15 protein-coding genes are annotated in these 16,465 nt (G+C 40.9%); 7 read left to right on the forward strand and 8 right to left on the reverse strand.

Annotated features, from left to right (window positions below):
* Window positions 1-31: 31 nt before the first annotated feature.
* The 4 genes from trhA to ACFVAD_RS10500 all read right to left on the reverse strand — a co-directional run bounded on the left by trhA (window position 32) and on the right by ACFVAD_RS10500 (window position 4,499).
* Window positions 32-679 (reverse strand): PAQR family membrane homeostasis protein TrhA, encoded by a 648-nt coding sequence (gene trhA, locus ACFVAD_RS10485; protein ID WP_386639224.1) that lies wholly within the window; start codon window positions 677-679, stop codon window positions 32-34.
* A 189-nt stretch (window positions 680-868) separates the two neighbouring features.
* The gene (locus tag ACFVAD_RS10490) at window positions 869-1,972 is read right to left on the reverse strand and encodes an AI-2E family transporter (RefSeq protein ID WP_386639227.1); all 1,104 of its coding nucleotides are present in this window, start codon (window positions 1,970-1,972) and stop codon (window positions 869-871) included.
* Window positions 1,973-2,304: 332 nt separating this feature from the next.
* The gene (locus ACFVAD_RS10495; RefSeq protein ID WP_386639229.1) at window positions 2,305-3,924 is read right to left on the reverse strand and encodes an ABC-F family ATP-binding cassette domain-containing protein; all 1,620 of its coding nucleotides are present in this window, start codon (window positions 3,922-3,924) and stop codon (window positions 2,305-2,307) included.
* Between the two features lie 137 nt (window positions 3,925-4,061).
* A complete protein-coding gene (locus ACFVAD_RS10500) occupies window positions 4,062-4,499 on the reverse strand; it encodes a cupredoxin domain-containing protein (protein WP_386639232.1) in 438 nt (145 codons plus the stop codon).
* A 162-nt stretch (window positions 4,500-4,661) separates the two neighbouring features.
* Here ACFVAD_RS10500 and ACFVAD_RS10505 point away from each other — a divergent pair, with 162 nt between their 5' ends.
* Entirely contained in the window at window positions 4,662-5,459 is a 798-nt protein-coding gene (locus ACFVAD_RS10505; RefSeq protein ID WP_386639235.1) for a DUF2935 domain-containing protein, read from the forward strand.
* A 69-nt stretch (window positions 5,460-5,528) separates the two neighbouring features.
* Here ACFVAD_RS10505 and ACFVAD_RS10510 read toward each other — a convergent pair whose 3' ends face one another.
* Both ACFVAD_RS10510 and adh read right to left on the reverse strand, forming a co-directional pair.
* Window positions 5,529-5,858, reverse strand: a complete 330-nt coding sequence (locus tag ACFVAD_RS10510; RefSeq protein ID WP_386639237.1) for a DUF779 domain-containing protein — start codon at window positions 5,856-5,858, stop codon at window positions 5,529-5,531.
* Window position 5,859: 1 nt separating this feature from the next.
* Window positions 5,860-7,380, reverse strand: a complete 1,521-nt coding sequence (gene adh / locus ACFVAD_RS10515) for an aldehyde dehydrogenase (protein ID WP_386639239.1) — start codon at window positions 7,378-7,380, stop codon at window positions 5,860-5,862.
* A 193-nt stretch (window positions 7,381-7,573) separates the two neighbouring features.
* Here adh and ACFVAD_RS10520 point away from each other — a divergent pair, with 193 nt between their 5' ends.
* The 3 genes from ACFVAD_RS10520 (at window position 7,574) to ACFVAD_RS10530 (ending at window position 10,768) form a co-directional block, all read left to right on the forward strand.
* Window positions 7,574-8,119, forward strand: coding sequence for an HD domain-containing protein (locus tag ACFVAD_RS10520; protein WP_386639242.1), 546 nt, complete (start codon window positions 7,574-7,576; stop codon window positions 8,117-8,119).
* Between the two features lie 130 nt (window positions 8,120-8,249).
* Complete coding sequence (gene recQ, locus ACFVAD_RS10525; protein WP_386639245.1) at window positions 8,250-10,406, forward strand: DNA helicase RecQ; 2,157 nt, start codon at window positions 8,250-8,252, stop codon at window positions 10,404-10,406.
* Between the two features lie 95 nt (window positions 10,407-10,501).
* Complete coding sequence (locus ACFVAD_RS10530) at window positions 10,502-10,768, forward strand: hypothetical protein (RefSeq protein WP_386639247.1); 267 nt, start codon at window positions 10,502-10,504, stop codon at window positions 10,766-10,768.
* Window positions 10,769-11,175: 407 nt separating this feature from the next.
* Here the strand turns inward: ACFVAD_RS10530 and ACFVAD_RS10535 are convergent, their stop codons facing one another.
* Window positions 11,176-12,711, reverse strand: coding sequence for a hypothetical protein (locus tag ACFVAD_RS10535; protein ID WP_386639249.1), 1,536 nt, complete (start codon window positions 12,709-12,711; stop codon window positions 11,176-11,178).
* Between the two features lie 244 nt (window positions 12,712-12,955).
* Here ACFVAD_RS10535 and msrA point away from each other — a divergent pair, with 244 nt between their 5' ends.
* The 3 genes from msrA to ACFVAD_RS10550 are packed head-to-tail and all read left to right on the forward strand — an operon-like array spanning window position 12,956 to window position 15,151.
* Complete coding sequence (gene msrA, locus ACFVAD_RS10540; protein WP_386639251.1) at window positions 12,956-13,501, forward strand: peptide-methionine (S)-S-oxide reductase MsrA; 546 nt, start codon at window positions 12,956-12,958, stop codon at window positions 13,499-13,501.
* A gap of 51 nt (window positions 13,502-13,552) precedes the next feature.
* Window positions 13,553-14,740, forward strand: coding sequence for a DHH family phosphoesterase (locus ACFVAD_RS10545; protein ID WP_386639254.1), 1,188 nt, complete (start codon window positions 13,553-13,555; stop codon window positions 14,738-14,740).
* Between the two features lie 21 nt (window positions 14,741-14,761).
* On the forward strand, window positions 14,762-15,151 hold the full coding sequence (locus ACFVAD_RS10550; RefSeq protein ID WP_386639257.1) for a VOC family protein: 390 nt from the start codon (window positions 14,762-14,764) through the stop codon (window positions 15,149-15,151).
* Window positions 15,152-15,395: 244 nt separating this feature from the next.
* Here the strand turns inward: ACFVAD_RS10550 and ACFVAD_RS10555 are convergent, their stop codons facing one another.
* Window positions 15,396-16,457 (reverse strand): DUF3900 domain-containing protein, encoded by a 1,062-nt coding sequence (locus ACFVAD_RS10555; RefSeq protein ID WP_386639260.1) that lies wholly within the window; start codon window positions 16,455-16,457, stop codon window positions 15,396-15,398.
* Between the last annotated feature and the right edge of the window lie 8 nt (window positions 16,458-16,465).

Raw genomic sequence — 16,465 nt, forward strand, 5'->3', positions numbered from 1 at the left:
AAAATAAAACAAGCAGGAGCTCCTGCTTGTTTTATTTTATCGGCAGCACATATAGCAGAACAAAAAAGAAATGAAGTACTGTCCCAGCAAGCACAAAAATATGCCAAACCGCATGATGATATGGGAATGCCCGCCACATATAGAAAATGGCTCCAACACTATATACGACTCCGCCAGTCACTAAGAAAGCTATTCCTGTTGTACCGACCTTAGCCGTAATCTCACTCCATCCAAAGATAGCCAGCCACCCCATCAAAACATAGAGAACTGTGGATGCAAAAAGAAATCTGCGAACAAAGAATACTTTGAAAACCGTGCCTGCCAAAGCAAGGGACCAAACGATTCCGAACAAGGTCCACCCTAGTACTCCTTCCATGATGATCAATGTTATTGGAGTATAACTCCCTGCAATAAAGAAGTAGATGGAAGAGTGGTCCAGGATCTCAAAGACATTCTTCGCCTTCCCTTGAGGTAATGCATGCAACAATGTAGAAGCGGTATATAGCATCAGCATGGTCACACCATATACTATAAAGGTAAGAACATGCAGGTGGGTTCCATTAATTGCAGAAAATACGATGAGTAGAACCAGTGCAGCTGCGCTAACTAATATGCCTATACCATGTGTAATGGAATTGGCAATTTCCTCCCCCTTCGAAAAGGTATGTGTTTGTGCCATTATTATCCCCGCGCTTTCCTAGTTTAATGAACTAAAATCTATTTCCATCATATCAAGAATTTTATGAAATATCCATTTAAAAGAACCATGTAGTAGGATGCAGATATTTTTAACATAAATGACAGCATTATATCATTCTTTTGCAATAAAAATATGAGAGGGTTATCCCTCTCATATTTTTCATGTACGTCACCTTATGAGTGTATCTTCAGTCACTTTCACTTTTCGTAAATTGATAAAACGGATGGTATGCAGAATTACCACTTTGGAAATGGCGTAAGTCGGTACGGCAAGCAAGAGGCCCAACAGACCCGCAAACTTACTCGCCACAAGCAATAAAAGAATAATGGTTAAAGGATGTACATCAAGTTTTTTCCCCATTACTTGAGGAGATACAAGATTACTCTCAAGCTGCTGGACGATAATTACCACAATCATCACCCAAAGTGCCATAATCGGTTCATCAAAAAATGCCACTATAATACTAGGAATAGTGCCAATAAAAGGACCGATAAATGGAATTACATTGGTGAACATTGCGATCAGAGCCAAAACAAGAGAATACTCCAGGCCAATGATCAAAAATCCTATATAAATGAGGACACCAACGAAAATACTGACAATTATCTGTCCTTGAATATAGGAGCTAATGGCAATATCCATGTCTTTAAGAACATCACGGCCTTCCCGTTCATGCTGTCTAGGGATGAATTTGATGATCTGATCAGGAAGGCTATTTCCATCCTTCAACATGTAAAAGAGGACAAATGGGATGATGACAAGTAATACGATAAATCCGGTTATGGCGCTGATAACATTTATTACATTTGATCCAAAGGCAGTCAAATAGGCATTCAGATTATCAGCAATTTTGCCGGAGATTTCCTCAAGGGAGAAACGCTCGTCCTGCTGAAATCTTGCTATATACTCATTTTCCTGGAGTTCTGCGGTAAAGTCACGGATGTCATTGACGATTTCAGGTGTATTCTTCACTAAGCTATTAACCTGCTGCTGAAGGGTTGGACCGATCAGGAATAGCAAAAGCGTGATCAATCCGATAAACATTAAGTAAATGCTTAAGATAGCCAAACCTCTTGGAACATAGCGAGCTACGAGATTCACTAGAGGACGCAGAAGATAATACATCACTCCTGCCAATATGATCGGTGCAAACAACGTTTTGATCATGATTGTAATAGGGGTGAAAATGAAATTGACAAGGGAAAGCAAGTAAATAATCAATAAAATGACAATCAGCCCATAGCCGATTCGAAACCACTTAGATTGTGGCACTGTCTTCACCTCTTTTTTCGTAAATATTAACGAGCCTAAGTAAGCCGCTGTTGATTTCCGCACTAGGCTGCGCTTTCCGCGGGGCGTTTGTGGAGCCTCCTCGGCTTCGCCTGCGGGGTCTCCACTAAACGCTACCTCCCGCAGGAGTCTTCGCCTATTGCTCCAATCAACAGCTAAGTTTAGTAAGTAAATCAACAATTGCCAGTCACAGAATAAAATCCTATGGATAAAAGGGTATCATATGAAATATTCTTCATTTTCTACGATTTAGTATTTAGAAAAGTTTCAATTATTTATAAAAAAGCCTTCCGGAAAGAAGACTTTTTTCTAGATTATGCGTATAAATCTGCTAGTTGCTTTTGAACAGTTGGATCTTCCAGGTACTCATCGTAAGACATTTGCTTATCGACGATTCCGTTTGGTGTAATCTCAATGATACGGTTTGCAATCGTTTCGATAAACTGATGATCATGGGAAGTGAAGATAATGGACCCTTTGAAACTGATCAGACCGTTATTCAAGGCAGTGATGGATTCCAAGTCCAGATGGTTTGTAGGATCATCCAATAACAGGACATTCGACCCGCTCAGCATCATTTTGGAAAGCATGCAACGTACCTTTTCTCCTCCTGAAAGGACACTTGCTTTCTTCAACACTTCTTCACCAGAAAATAGCATTCTTCCTAAGAAACCGCGCAAGAAGCTTTCCGTCTGGTCGTTAGGGGAGTATTCACGCAACCAGTCAACAAGATTTGCGTCCACACCTTCAAAGTATTCGGAGTTGTCTCTTGGGAAGTATGCTTGGGAAGTGGTGATACCCCATTTATACGTACCGCTGTCCGGCTCCATTTCACCAGTCAAAATTTTCATTAATGTAGTATTGGAGATTTCATTTCCGCCAACCAGCGCAATTTTATCATCTTTATTCATAATGAAGCTGACGTTGTTTAACACAGTAACCCCATCAATCGTTTTTGTTAAACCTTCTACGCGAAGAAGATCGTTACCGATTTCTCGCTCAGGAGTAAAGTTAACGTATGGGTATTTTCTGGATGATGGTTTAATATCATCGATCGAAATTTTATCCAGTAATTTTTTACGGGAAGTCGCTTGCTTCGATTTGGAAGCATTTGCACTAAATCGGGCAATAAATGCCTGGAGTTCCTTGATTTTTTCCTCTTTTTTACGGTTGGCATCAGATGAAAGTCTGGATGCCAGCTGGCTTGATTCATACCAGAAATCATAGTTTCCAACATAGATCTGAATTTTGCTGTAGTCCAGATCGGCAATGTGTGTACACACTTTATTTAAGAAGTGACGGTCATGGGAAACCACAATAACTGTGTTCTCAAAGTTGATCAGGAATTCTTCCAACCATTGGATCGCTTTCAAGTCCAAGTGGTTTGTAGGCTCATCGAGCAATAGAACATCTGGTTTACCGAATAGGGCTTGAGCAAGTAGAACTTTCACTTTCTCTCCACCTGTCAGTTCAGACATCTTCTTGTCATGAAGGTCAACCGAGATTCCTAGACCTTTAAGAAGGATGGCAGCTTCAGACTCTGCTTCCCAACCATTAAGTTCAGCGAATTCGCCTTCAAGTTCTGCAGCACGCATGCCGTCTTCATCAGAAAAGTCCTCTTTCATATAAATGGCGTCCTTTTCTTGCATTACTTGATACAGACGGGAATGCCCCATAATGACGACTTTCATTACTTCGTGTTCTTCATATTCAAAGTGGTTCTGTTTAAGAATGGCCATACGTTCGCCTGGATTCATATGAACATCGCCAGTCTGTGCTTCTATTTCGCCAGATAGAATTTTCAAGAACGTGGATTTCCCTGCTCCATTTGCTCCAATAAGACCGTAGCAGTTGCCAGGGGTGAATTTTATATTAACATCTTCAAATAATTTTCGATCACCAAAACGTAGACTTATATTTGTAACTGTAAGCATGTATACTTTTCCTCCAAAATTAATGTCGTTGAAATTATACCATTAAATAGCGGGGTTGCAAAAGAATCATTTCATTTTGAAGGAAAATAAAAAAGCTGAGAGGACCCAGCTTTCTTAATATACATAGATATAGGCAATCATAGAGGGACCTTTTGGTTGGCATGGTGAGCATGGTTGGTGTGTGTGGTACAAACCAACTGATAGACTCCTGGCTTATCAAATGTGGTGGTGATTAATGTTTCTTCGCCTTTTTTGACTACGCCGGATATGTCGGTTCCTTCAATTGAAAATGGATGCTCCGAACCGTTTACCCCAAAAATGCTGATTGTAACTTCCTTACCTTTAGGAACAGTAATGGTACCAGGATCAAAACGATAAGCTTCCATTTCCGAGCCATCTGCTAGGGTCGTTTTAAATTCCGATGTAATCATATGATAAATATACTGATTATCCTGTGCCGGTTTACCTGTTGTCGGGATGATGCCGACATTGACGATGTACCAGCCTCCTAATGCAATGATAAAGCATAGCAAAACCGAAATAATCCAACTCTTTTTTACGATAAAGAATCTCACAAATTCCACCCCTTCTAAAAGCATGTCTAATATTAATTTGTATGCAACAATATCAAAAGGGTTGTCTATATTTTTAAAAAACAAGATATATAAATACATAGCCTCAATGAAATAATTCTTAGTTAAGCGAATATATTTTTAAAAGCGGGAGGTGGAAGTAAATTGGGGTATTTGGAAGATGCTAAGTTTGAACAGCTATTTTGGATGCAGATTTTTGGAGATCATGCGAGGTTTTTCCTAGATAGTTTGGCTCCCAAGGAAATAGAGGATGTGAAAAGAGCGACTTACTTCAAGGACGAATATGACAATTGGTATGAAAAAAGCAAGAGATTAAATGAAAAAAACGTAAAGAATCAGCTGGAGCAAACAAAAATTCTTACCAATAAATTGAGAGAATTTAAACTATCCATTATTCGCCGTCAGTTGGCAGGCGAGATCACGATAAATCTTCCACCTACATTCATCAACCATATGGTGAATGAGTTAGAAGAATATTTGAATATTCATCAGTACCTCGAAGCGGGGGAGAGTCCTCCAATTTTTCATGAACTTCATCATCACCTTGTTTGGCTATTGGATGCAGCTGGCCATGCACAAGGGATAAATGACAGCTTGGATATGGTCGAGCATAAAATTAAATTGAAATCCTTCGACTTTGTCAATGAATTCAAAGAATTCTATGTTAAAGCAGTTGAACTCGCAGGCTATTTAAGGGCGAATGTGGATTCTTTTCCTGCCTTAGATCGCATGAACAAAGAAGTAAAACTAGAAATTGAGTTATTTATGGTCTTCTTAAATGAAATTAAGGAGTTGCAGCTGGAAGACAAATTAATCGGAAGCTTTTCCGTAATCATGGCAGACCATATGGCAAGGGAAGAATGCTACTACCTAATGAAACTGGCTCAATCCTCGAGTATCGCTAAACCTAAATGCGATCCCACTAAACCAAGAACAGAATGAAAGTAAAAATAAAAAGAAGACCTCAGACTGATGGAAAATCAATTCCACTTATCTGAGGTCTTTTTTTGCTTATGTTGGGAACACCTTTGACCGGGTAAGAAACCTTACTCCTTCAGGACCTTCCAATGAGAACATGCCGCCTCTGCCTGGAACGACATCAATGATCAGCTGCGTATGTTTCCAATATTCATATTGCTTTTTGTTCATATAGAAAGGGGTACCACCAATTTCCCCTAGGCAAATATCAGAATCCCCAATCATAAAGTCATCCCTCGGATAGCACATTGGTGAACTGCCATCACAACAGCCTCCCGACTGATGAAATAGGACTGGACCGTGCTTGACTCTCAGCTTTTCTATCAGTTCAATAGCGGCAACTGTCGCCTTGACTTTTTCCATTTTAGAAGAATCCAAGTTTCTGCGGACTATAGCTCACCAGCATATTCTTTGTCTGTTGGTAGTGGGAAAGCATCATTTTGTGATTTTCACGACCGATTCCACTCATTTTGTATCCGCCGAATGCTGCATTAGCAGGATAGGCATGGTAGCAGTTTGTCCATACACGACCGGCTTCAATTTGTCGGCCAAATCTGTATGCGGTATTCACATCCCGTGTCCATACCCCAGCTCCGAGACCATACAGGGAATTGTTCGCAATTTCCAGTGCTTCTTCGGAAGTTTTAAAGGTAGTAACAGAAACAACCGGACCAAAGATCTCTTCCTGGAAAATTCGCATTTTATTATTGCCTTTAAAGACAGTAGGTTTAACGTAATAGCCTCCAGCAAGATCTCCTTCAAGCATATTGCGTTCACCACCAGCTAGCAATTCTGCTCCTTCTTCCTTTCCAATCTCCAAATAGGAGAGGATCTTTTCCAACTGCTCGGATGAAGCCTGTGCTCCTATCATAGTTTCAGTATCAAGTGGATTTCCTTGTTTAATTTGGGCAACTCGTTCCAATGCCCGTTCCATGAATTTATCGTAAATGGATTCGTGGATCAGTGCTCGGGAAGGGCATGTACAAACCTCGCCTTGGTTAAGAGCGAACATCACGAAGCCTTCCACAGCCTTATCAAAGAAATCGTCATCGGCTGCAAGAACGTCCTCGAAGAAGATGTTTGGTGATTTTCCTCCAAGCTCGAGTGTAACAGGAATGATGTTCTGGGATGCGTATTGCATGATAAGTCTCCCAGTGGTGGTTTCACCGGTAAACGCAATTTTTGCAATTCGATCACTGGATGCAAGCGGTTTTCCTGCTTCCACACCAAAGCCGTTCACGACATTCAATACCCCAGGTGGGAGAAGATCTGCTATTAGTTCAGTAAGTACCATAATCGACGCAGGAGTCTGCTCGGCTGGCTTTAAAACGACACAATTTCCTGCAGCTAGGGCAGGGGCAAGCTTCCATGTAGCCATCAGGAGCGGAAAGTTCCATGGGATGATCTGTCCAACAACACCAAGCGGCTCTTGGAAATGATAGGCGATTGTATCATTGTCGATTTCACCAAGCGAACCTTCCTGGGCACGTATGCAACCTGCAAAATATCGGAAATGGTCTATGGCCAGCGGAAGGTCGGCAGCCAATGTTTCCCTTACAGGTTTCCCATTTTCCCACGTTTCAGCAACTGCAAGCATTTCCAAGTTTTCTTCCATTCTATCAGCTATTTTATTCAGGATATTTGCTCTTTCTGCAACAGAGGTTTGACCCCAAGCCTTTTTAGCCTTGTGAGCGGCATCCAATGCCAATTCAATATCTTCTGAGGTGGATCTGGCCACTTCGCAAAAGACCTGTCCGGTAATCGGAGTAGTATTTTCAAAATATTCACCCTTAACTGGAGCAACCCACTCTCCACCAATGAAATTGTCATAGCGGTTCTTGTAGGATACCTTTGAATCTTTTTCACCAGGATTAGCGTAAATCATTGAATATTCCCCCTAAATAAATACTAATAGGCAACCAACTATGTAAGCGGATTCAAAAACTGTCAATATGATTTGTTAGACAACCTATTGTAAGGTAAATTTTAAACATTCTGAACTTATAAATCAAGCAATACGGTGTTTTATCATGATAGAATAAGAGAATACTAGGAATAAGATTAATAGGGGGATATTAATGAGCCAAATTGATAAGGCTTTAGCCATTGCCGCCATAGCACATAGGAATCAGGTCAGAAAAGGAACAGATATACCATATTTCGTGCACCCGGTCAGAGTAGGAATGATCCTGCAGGAGTACGGGTGTTCAGAGGATGTCATTTGTGCTGGAATACTTCATGACACAGTGGAGGACACAGACATGAATCTTTCCATTCTTTCGTTGGAATTCAACGATAACGTAGCCAGGATAGTGGAGGGCTGTTCGGAACCGAACAAGGGGGCTCCATGGGAAGAGCGGAAACAGCATACCATTGCCGAAATCATGAAGGTGGATATGGAAATCGGTCATGTAATCTGTGCCGATAAATTACATAACCTGAAATCTATCATTGAAGACAAAAAAATGATTGGGCACTCAATATGGTCCCGGTTTAATAGAGGCGCAGAAAAACAGGAATGGTATTACAAAGGGATTATTGAAAGCTTCAAAATGAATGAAACGATGAAAGACAGCAGAATTCTGCACGATTTATCCATGACTGTGAAAGAACTATTCGCGTAAGCTGAAAGTTGAACACTTCCTTTATTTTAGCTAGTATAGTGGTAGATGGTCTCCCACTTACTCTCCCTTTTCCACGGATAAGCCCCAATTCATTGTATCTTCCAATTAACATTTGCAAAAGAGGTGCATTATGTACGAACAAGCTATAAAGCTGCTTCAACATTATTACGGTTATCAGGATTTCAGGCCTGGACAAAAGAAAATCATCCAAAACATATTAGATAGGAAAAATACACTTGGTGTAATGCCAACCGGGGGAGGGAAATCCATTTGTTATCAGATTCCAGCCTTGCTTATGGATGGATTGACCATTGTCGTTTCGCCTTTGATCTCCTTAATGAAAGACCAAGTGGATACTCTAAACAGCATCGGAGTGAAGGCGACATACATCAATAGTTCGCTTTCCTCTGGTGAGGTTCAGCATCGTTTAGGGCTTATTTCACAAGGGAATGTAAAACTGGTCTATTTGGCACCGGAACGGCTTGATTCCTATGATTTTTTGAGCGTTCTTCAACATACCACCATTTCACTTGTAGCAGTGGATGAAGCCCATTGTATGTCTCAATGGGGACATGACTTCAGACCGAGCTACCGGGAAGTTGGAACGTTTATACAAAGGCTCGCAGGAAATCCGATTATTGCAGCATTCACTGCAACTGCAACGAAGGAAGTAATCCAAGACATCAGTTCCATTTTGAATATTGATCACGAGGATACATTCGTGACGGGGTTTTCAAGGGAAAACCTGACATTTTCCGTATTAAGGGGCACAAATAAAGAGTCGTTTTTGAAACAGTTCCTAAAAGCAAATAAAGAAGAAGCTGGTATTGTTTATGCTAGTACAAGAAAAGAAGTGGATCAGCTATTCGGTCTTTTAAATGAAAAAGGTTATGCGGTCGGGAAGTATCATGCGGGACTGACAGAAGATGAACGAAGACAGTTCCAGGAGGATTTCCTTTATGACCAGGTAAAAATCATGGTTGCCACCAATGCCTTTGGAATGGGCATCGATAAATCGAATGTCCGCTTTGTCATTCACTACAATATGCCTAAAACGGTTGAATCCTATTATCAGGAGGCAGGAAGGGCAGGACGAGATGGAGAACCGAGTGAATGTGTGCTTCTCTTCAATGCAAGAGATGTACAGTTGCAAAAATTTCTGATAGAAGAAAGTATCAGATCTCCCGAAAGAAAGCAGCAGGAATATCAAAAGCTCCAATCCATGATGGATTACTGTTATACACAGCAGTGTCTGCAGAGCTATATTGTGCGATATTTTGGTGAGGACACACAAGAAAACTGTGGGAAATGCAGCAACTGTTCAGATGAATATGTCGAGCAGGATATTACGCTTGAGGCACAGAAGATATTTTCCTGTATCCATCGGATGAATGAAAGGTTCGGTGCCACTCTAGTAGCAAAAGTGCTGAAAGGCTCCAAGGATAAGAGAATCCAGCAATTCCGTTTCGAACAGTTGCCTACCTATGGCCTGATGAACAACTACTCAGAGAAAGAACTAGTGGACTTGATTAATATCCTGATTGCAGAAGGATATTTAATTCTTACCGAAGGCCAATACCCTATAGTTAAACTTGACTCGAGGTCTGTACCGGTTTTAAAGAACCAAGAGAAAGTCCTGTTGAAATTGAAGGAGACAGTAGACAGAATCTATGAAAACAGCGATTTATTCGAGGCCCTAAGAGAGCTTAGAAAGAAGGTTGCACAAGAGGCAGAGATACCGCCTTATGTTGTGTTTGCCGATAGTACCTTAAGAGAAATGAGTAAATTCTACCCTCAGGATAAGGATGCGATGCTTGAGATTAAAGGGGTGGGAGAACAGAAATATGAGAAGTTTGGCAGGCTATTTGAAGAAGAGATAACCCGATTTGTAACAGAGAATGGCATCGAAATAGATAAATCACCGAACGTGATGGAGTCTTCGCAACGCAAGCCATCATCAGTCGGTAGCCGAAACAAAACATCGTCAGGGGAACCTAGTCATCTTTTTACCTATAAGCTTTTCATGGAAGGACTATCCATAAAAGAAATAGCAAAAGAAAGAAAGATGAGTCCCATCACCATTCAAAATCATCTTTTCAAATGTGCAGAGGAAGAAGACGTGGAAATAGATTGGGATACTTTCATTCCACGAGAATTCGAAGATGCCATCATTCAAGCAATGGAAGAGGTTGGTTCCGAAAAACTGAAACCAATAAAAGAGGCACTGCCGGAAGAAGTGGATTATATGGCTATCAAGGCCGTCATGTTCAAACACGGAATAAATTGAATGGGCTTATGTGGCCTCCTGAATGTTTTATCCCTGCCGGATGGGGTATAAACATAGAATAATCATAAAACATTTTTTAGAGGAGGTTTATGTAAATGAATAGTCGTCCACTCAAGTCGTATCTTTTAATAGGAGCAGGGCTAACAAGTGTGGGATTGATTGCATTTAATCCAAGCAGGCATAAACTAGTATCCATAACCAAAAATCTTAAAAGCAGAATCGTCTCTTTTAACCATAAAAAATCAAATCTGCCGATTGAAAAGGCGGGAAACCCGGATCCAGAGGATATCGAGGACAACAAAATGGTAAGTGAGGGTGCAATGTACTCTGTGGATTATTATAATAAAAATGTTCAGGAATAGCCCAAAAAGATGCTGTCTGAAAAGTATATTTGCTGACTTTTCTGGCAGCACTTTGTTCGGTTTTTAGGGCTTGGTAGAAATATTGGACTGAATAGCAGAAATATTGAGGTGTTTGGTAGAATAAATGCCCCAATTGCTAGTGAAAATGAAGATTTTGGTAGAATTGTACCTTCGAGGAAGAAACATTGCAGGAATTTCTACCTTATTCTAACAGATTTGTACATCATTCTAACAGAAAGACTAAACATTCTAACAGATGTAACAATCATTCTAACAATTTTGGGCTTCATTCTAACAATATCCAAAATCATTCTAACAAATCTGCATCTATAATATTAAAAAAAGAGGCCCCTAAAGTCATCCTTTGTAGACTTTAGGGCCTCTTTTTAAGTGTTATTTAGTTAAGCTTAAACACCAAATATGGCATAAGCAACACCGGCAACACCGATTAATGCAAGGATGTATACTGGTTTGATTGGCATTTCACCGTTGTTTTCCATGGCTTTACCAAACATGAAAAATACCAATGGGTGAACCAGGAACGGCATGGAGAAGATGAAAGGAATCAGGGCAGAAGCCTCCGTACCAAACATTCCCCCTTGAATGGCTGCAAACAGGCCAAAGTGGGAAATGGCAGAAGATTGAGCCATGGCTGCATAATCAAGACTCATCGTGCTAAGGCTTAAAAGTGCGAGTCCGCCAAACACGGCACACATCTGCCAGCCGAATGAAAATTGCATCAAGGCTTTTACTTCTTTCTTGTCATCCCCAGCTGATTTTCTTAAATTTATCAAGGAAAGAACAGTAAGACCTAAACCTACTGCGATAATCAATAGCGATGGCGAGATCCAAAGACTTCCACGCTCTGCACTGATCGCCAGTACGGAAAACACGAAAATATGACCGAAAAATGGGATGTTGATCATGATTGGCGCCCTTTTAGCAGCAGTGGAACCGAAATCACCCGCTGTGCAGGCTCCGGTCAAACCTGAATGAGACAGGGAACCAGCCATACCAGGTGCCAAATTACGTGCGTGAGCTGTTTTGGCAAAGAACATAACAAGTGCTATTCCACCAAACATCCAGAACAACTGGCCGAAAAATCCGTATGCCAATACAGCATTCATTCCAGAAATCGAAAATGCATCACCGATCCTCGAGCCACCAACCATGAAGTTAGCAGCAAGTACTACTGGAATACCTGCATATAGCAAAGCTCGGACGGTAGGACCAAATGTCCAATTATATAGTATTGCTCCTAAAGCGGCAGAAATCATCATGGCAAAGAATATCTGCGGAAGAGCGATGAAAGGTTTAACTAGAGCAGCAATATGAAAAGATAGCACCAAAACGAGAACGATGGTCCCCATTTCAAGTAGCCCTTTAGGGATATACTGATGTTTGTTATTTATCTTTGCACGGTTATCGACAAAGAGGACTGCTCCAATGATACCGATATAGGCAATCAATGGATATGTGCTGCTGAAAATGCTATTATCATCATTCAACAGTAGGCGCGTCAAACCTTCGAGTCCGAATAAAAGGAAAAATGCTCGAATGATAAAAATAAATTGACTGCGATTTGTCCCAAGAATTGTTTCCTCATCAGACGGTGTGATGATATCCTCTGACTCCAGATCTTTGTTTCCAAGAATTTTCCGAAGCTCCTGTCCGCCAACAAAGAATGAGACTATCAATGCTATAATGGTCGTCCTAGCCATAAAGTCAACCAAAGGGAATTCCACTAGTCCAGGTGTCGCAACTTCAGTGGAAACCAATAGGTAGCCCATTGATAATCCTAAGATAACAATGATTAAGATCGGGGAAAAGCGTGTGCCTGCCACTGCCATTCTTGAAATCAAAACCATTGGGATTAAAAAGAGGAGAAGAAGCCAAAACTGGTTCATTAATTGCAGGTGTGTAATTTGTTCTAGTATTTGCATGATGATACTCCAATCGTTCTATAATAGATGTGTTTTTTGACACAAAGGATTATCGTACAATACAACGGGTGGATAGTAAATGTATGTAAACGCAACCATGGAAAAGTTTAAAGATTAAGTTAATATTACTTTTCCGTAATTTAGTTATGTAAACTAAAGATGAACAAATTCATTGTATCAACTATATAATTAGTGTAAAATTCCATCAAATACATAATTGCTTTTCAGAGAGGATGTTCATCTAATGACAAATGTAAAAACAGAATTCGCAACCTTTGCAGGAGGCTGTTTCTGGTGTATGGTTAAGCCTTTTGATGAAATGCCCGGTATTGTCAGCGTGACTTCAGGCTATACGGGAGGAAATACAGTGAATCCAGTCTATGAGGATATTAAAAAGGGGGATACAGGCCACTACGAGGCTGTCCAGATTGAGTTTGAACCTGAGCTGTTCCCATATAAAAGATTATTGGAGCTATACTGGCCGCAAATCGATCCTACTGATGATGAAGGTCAATTCTTTGATAGAGGAAGTCAGTACAGAACCGCAATTTTCTACCATAATGATGAACAAAGAGAGCTTGCGGAAAATTCCAAAAAGGATCTTGCTACAAGTGGACGATTTAAAAAGCCGATTGTAACCGAAATCATTCCAGCTGTCGAATTCTACCCAGCTGAAGAGTATCATCAGGCCTTTTATAAAAAAAATCCGGAAAAATATAAGCAGGAACGTGTAGAGTCCGGAAGAGAGGCTCATATAAGTGAACATTGGGGAGCAGAATATACTAAATAAGGAGGTCGAGTTTTTCGGCCTCTATTTCGTTTTAGAAAAGGAGTGAATGCAATGATCCACTTGTTTACACATAACGACTTGGACGGGGTTGGCTGTGGAATTCTGGCTAAAATAGCGTTTAAGGAAAAAGTTGAGGTTCACTACAACTCGGTAGGGAGCTTGAATTATCAGGTTGCCAATTATCTTGAGCACGCCATTCCCAATGATACCATATACATAACAGACTTATCGGTCCATGAAGAAAATGCAAAAAAACTGGATTCCCTTAACAAGGCAGGGGGCAAGGTTCAGTTTATCGATCACCACAAGACGGCGCTCTCCCTGAATGAGTATGATTGGGGTTTCGTGCAAGTTGAATACGAAGATGGACGCTTAACAAGTGCCACATCCCTATTTTACGAGTATCTCCAGAACCATCAGCTTTTGGAAAGAACCGAAGCAATCCATGAATTTGTGGAGCTCGTACGACAATATGATACATGGGAATGGGATAGAAACCAAAATCACAAGGCTAAAAGGCTAAATGATCTCCTATACATGATGTCCATTGATGAGTTTGAAGCAAGAATGCTTGCAAAGCTTGCGGATTCAACGAAGTTCCTATTTGATGACCTTGAAGACCAGTTATTGAATATGGAAGAAAAAAAGATGGAAAAGTATTTGCGACGTAAAAAGAGGGAGCTTGTGCAAAAACAGGTTGGAAACCTATGGGTTGGCATCGTGTACGCAGAATCCTTTTTGTCGGAGCTAGGCAATGCACTGGGAAAAGAAAATCCCCACCTTGATTATATTGCAATGATCAATATGGGAAGTAAAAGAATAAGCCTTCGAACGATCCATGATGATGTGGATGTGTCGGAAGTAGCAGGAAAATTTGAAGGAGGCGGCCATGCGAAGGCTTCAGGATGCAATCTAAATGAAGCGGCATATAAGCTATATGTAGCAGAATCATTCCCATTGGATCCTTTGAAAACAGATGCAGCCAAGAATGTGTTCAATATCAAGGAATCTCCAAACGGGGTTCTGTATGAATCCAAGTCAAAGGGCATTCTATTCCTGATTCCAAGGGAAAATGGTTCATGGGAGATTGAGAATAATGAACAGCTGCTGGGGAAAAGCTTTCTGTCATTTCAGGAAGCGGAAAAATACATCAAGAGAAACTTTGCTGCGTGGCTTGTGAAGGATGAGGAATATGTGACATTCCTTGTTGAAAATATCCGTCGCCTACGCAGCAATTAAAATGGAAGGGAGAGATTATCCTTGGCAATAAAACGTCTTGAGCATGTAGGAATAATGGTGAGGGATATTCAAAAATCCATCTCATTCTATACAGATACCCTTGGGCTTAAGTTGAAAGGGGAGCTGGACCATTCGAATGGGACAATAAAGCTGGCGTTTTTAGGGTTTGAGGTGGACGGAGAAACGGAAATTGAATTGATTGAGGGATATAATGATGCTTTGCCTGCTGAAGGCAAGGTTCATCACATAGCTTTGAAGGTGGATGATGTCGAGGAAGAATACCAGCGTCTGCAGAACCTGAATGTCAGTTTTGTGGAAAATGAAATCACCACACTTCCCAATGGAGCGAGATATATTTTCTTTGAAGGACCGGATGGGGAACGAATCGAGCTTTTTGAAAAGATCAATTGATTGTGAGATGAAAAAAGCAGGGGTCAATGGACTCCTGCTTTTTTCCTGTTATTCAAGCTTTTCTTCCTTCTTTTTTGAACTTTTTATCATATATGCATAGGTAAATCCAAGGCAAACCATACCCGAAATAGAGCATGCATAGCGTAGGAACGTCCACCAATCCATTTGCTCACCCCATCTAATTGATAGGCATATGTTTCCACAAAAATCAATATATATTCATTTCCCTTATGTTTCTTCTATCCTAATGCTTACGTTCCAGCTTTTCCACTATCAGCTTCAGATCGCTCGGTTTCAGCATTTCGACAGGGGAGACGTTTTTCTCGAATTGCAGAAAATCTCCTTCCAAAAGGACGACCACCCGATTATTGATCCTTGCGATATGAATATTTTCGCCATAGTCGGCAAGGAGACCTTTTACAGAAAGGTGGTCGAGCTTGAACTTGAGTTCTATATCAGGCGTCTGCTCAATGATGCTTGAGGAAGCCTCGATTACCTGTTCATCAGACCAGCGTTCCTGAAGTTCCCGTTTCGGACTAGTGGCCCAAGCCTCCATTGCCGATTCCGCCTTTTCCTTTTCTTCACTTTCATCCTGATAGGTTTCTGCGAGTTCCTGATGCACCATTCCCATTACTTGCGTCTTGATGATCTCCGGCATCGATTCCCCATACTCCACATATTTCAGGAAATCCTCAAAATATCGGGAATGGGAGGATTGATGAATCTTCAATTCGCCTTCCTCCACGATCCCTTCCTCTGGCATGAAAGGGTACTGAATGGACTTCATGTTTTTGGTTGTAATAGCCATTTGCACATTATGTATCAATGTTTTCTCGTCCGTGATGGATGCTACCTTCTGCTCAAAGTCACATTTTAGGACAAAGACGAATGGTTCATCAAAATACTTATTCAACTTGGCACGTGAAACGATCAACACCCCGCCTCTTACTGCAGTAGTGTCTGTATAAGTGGCTGCGACTTCTTCACTTGCCTTGGAGAACTGCTCCATTGTTTCTGCAAATTTAATGCGATGGAATAGGTTATAGTTTGGATTTGATCCAAGATCATACCCCGGTTCCACGGTGAAACGTCCAATTTTTGTTGGTACCTGATCACTTTTTGGGTGGCGGTCCACCTTGCGTTTGGAGATTTTCATTAATTCCCCATCCAGAAAAGATTTTAAAGGGCTCTCCTGATACTGCGCTTCGTCAAGGGTTGCCATTTGTTTAAAAAGCTTTTTTGCAGTATCGCCGCTTCCTTCAATTTCAATCACATAAAAGGCTAAAGACTGAATATCAAAATCCAAGATTAATC

Source organism: Sutcliffiella sp. NPDC057660, assembly GCF_042800035.1.
GTDB lineage: Bacteria > Bacillota > Bacilli > Bacillales > Bacillaceae_I > Sutcliffiella_A.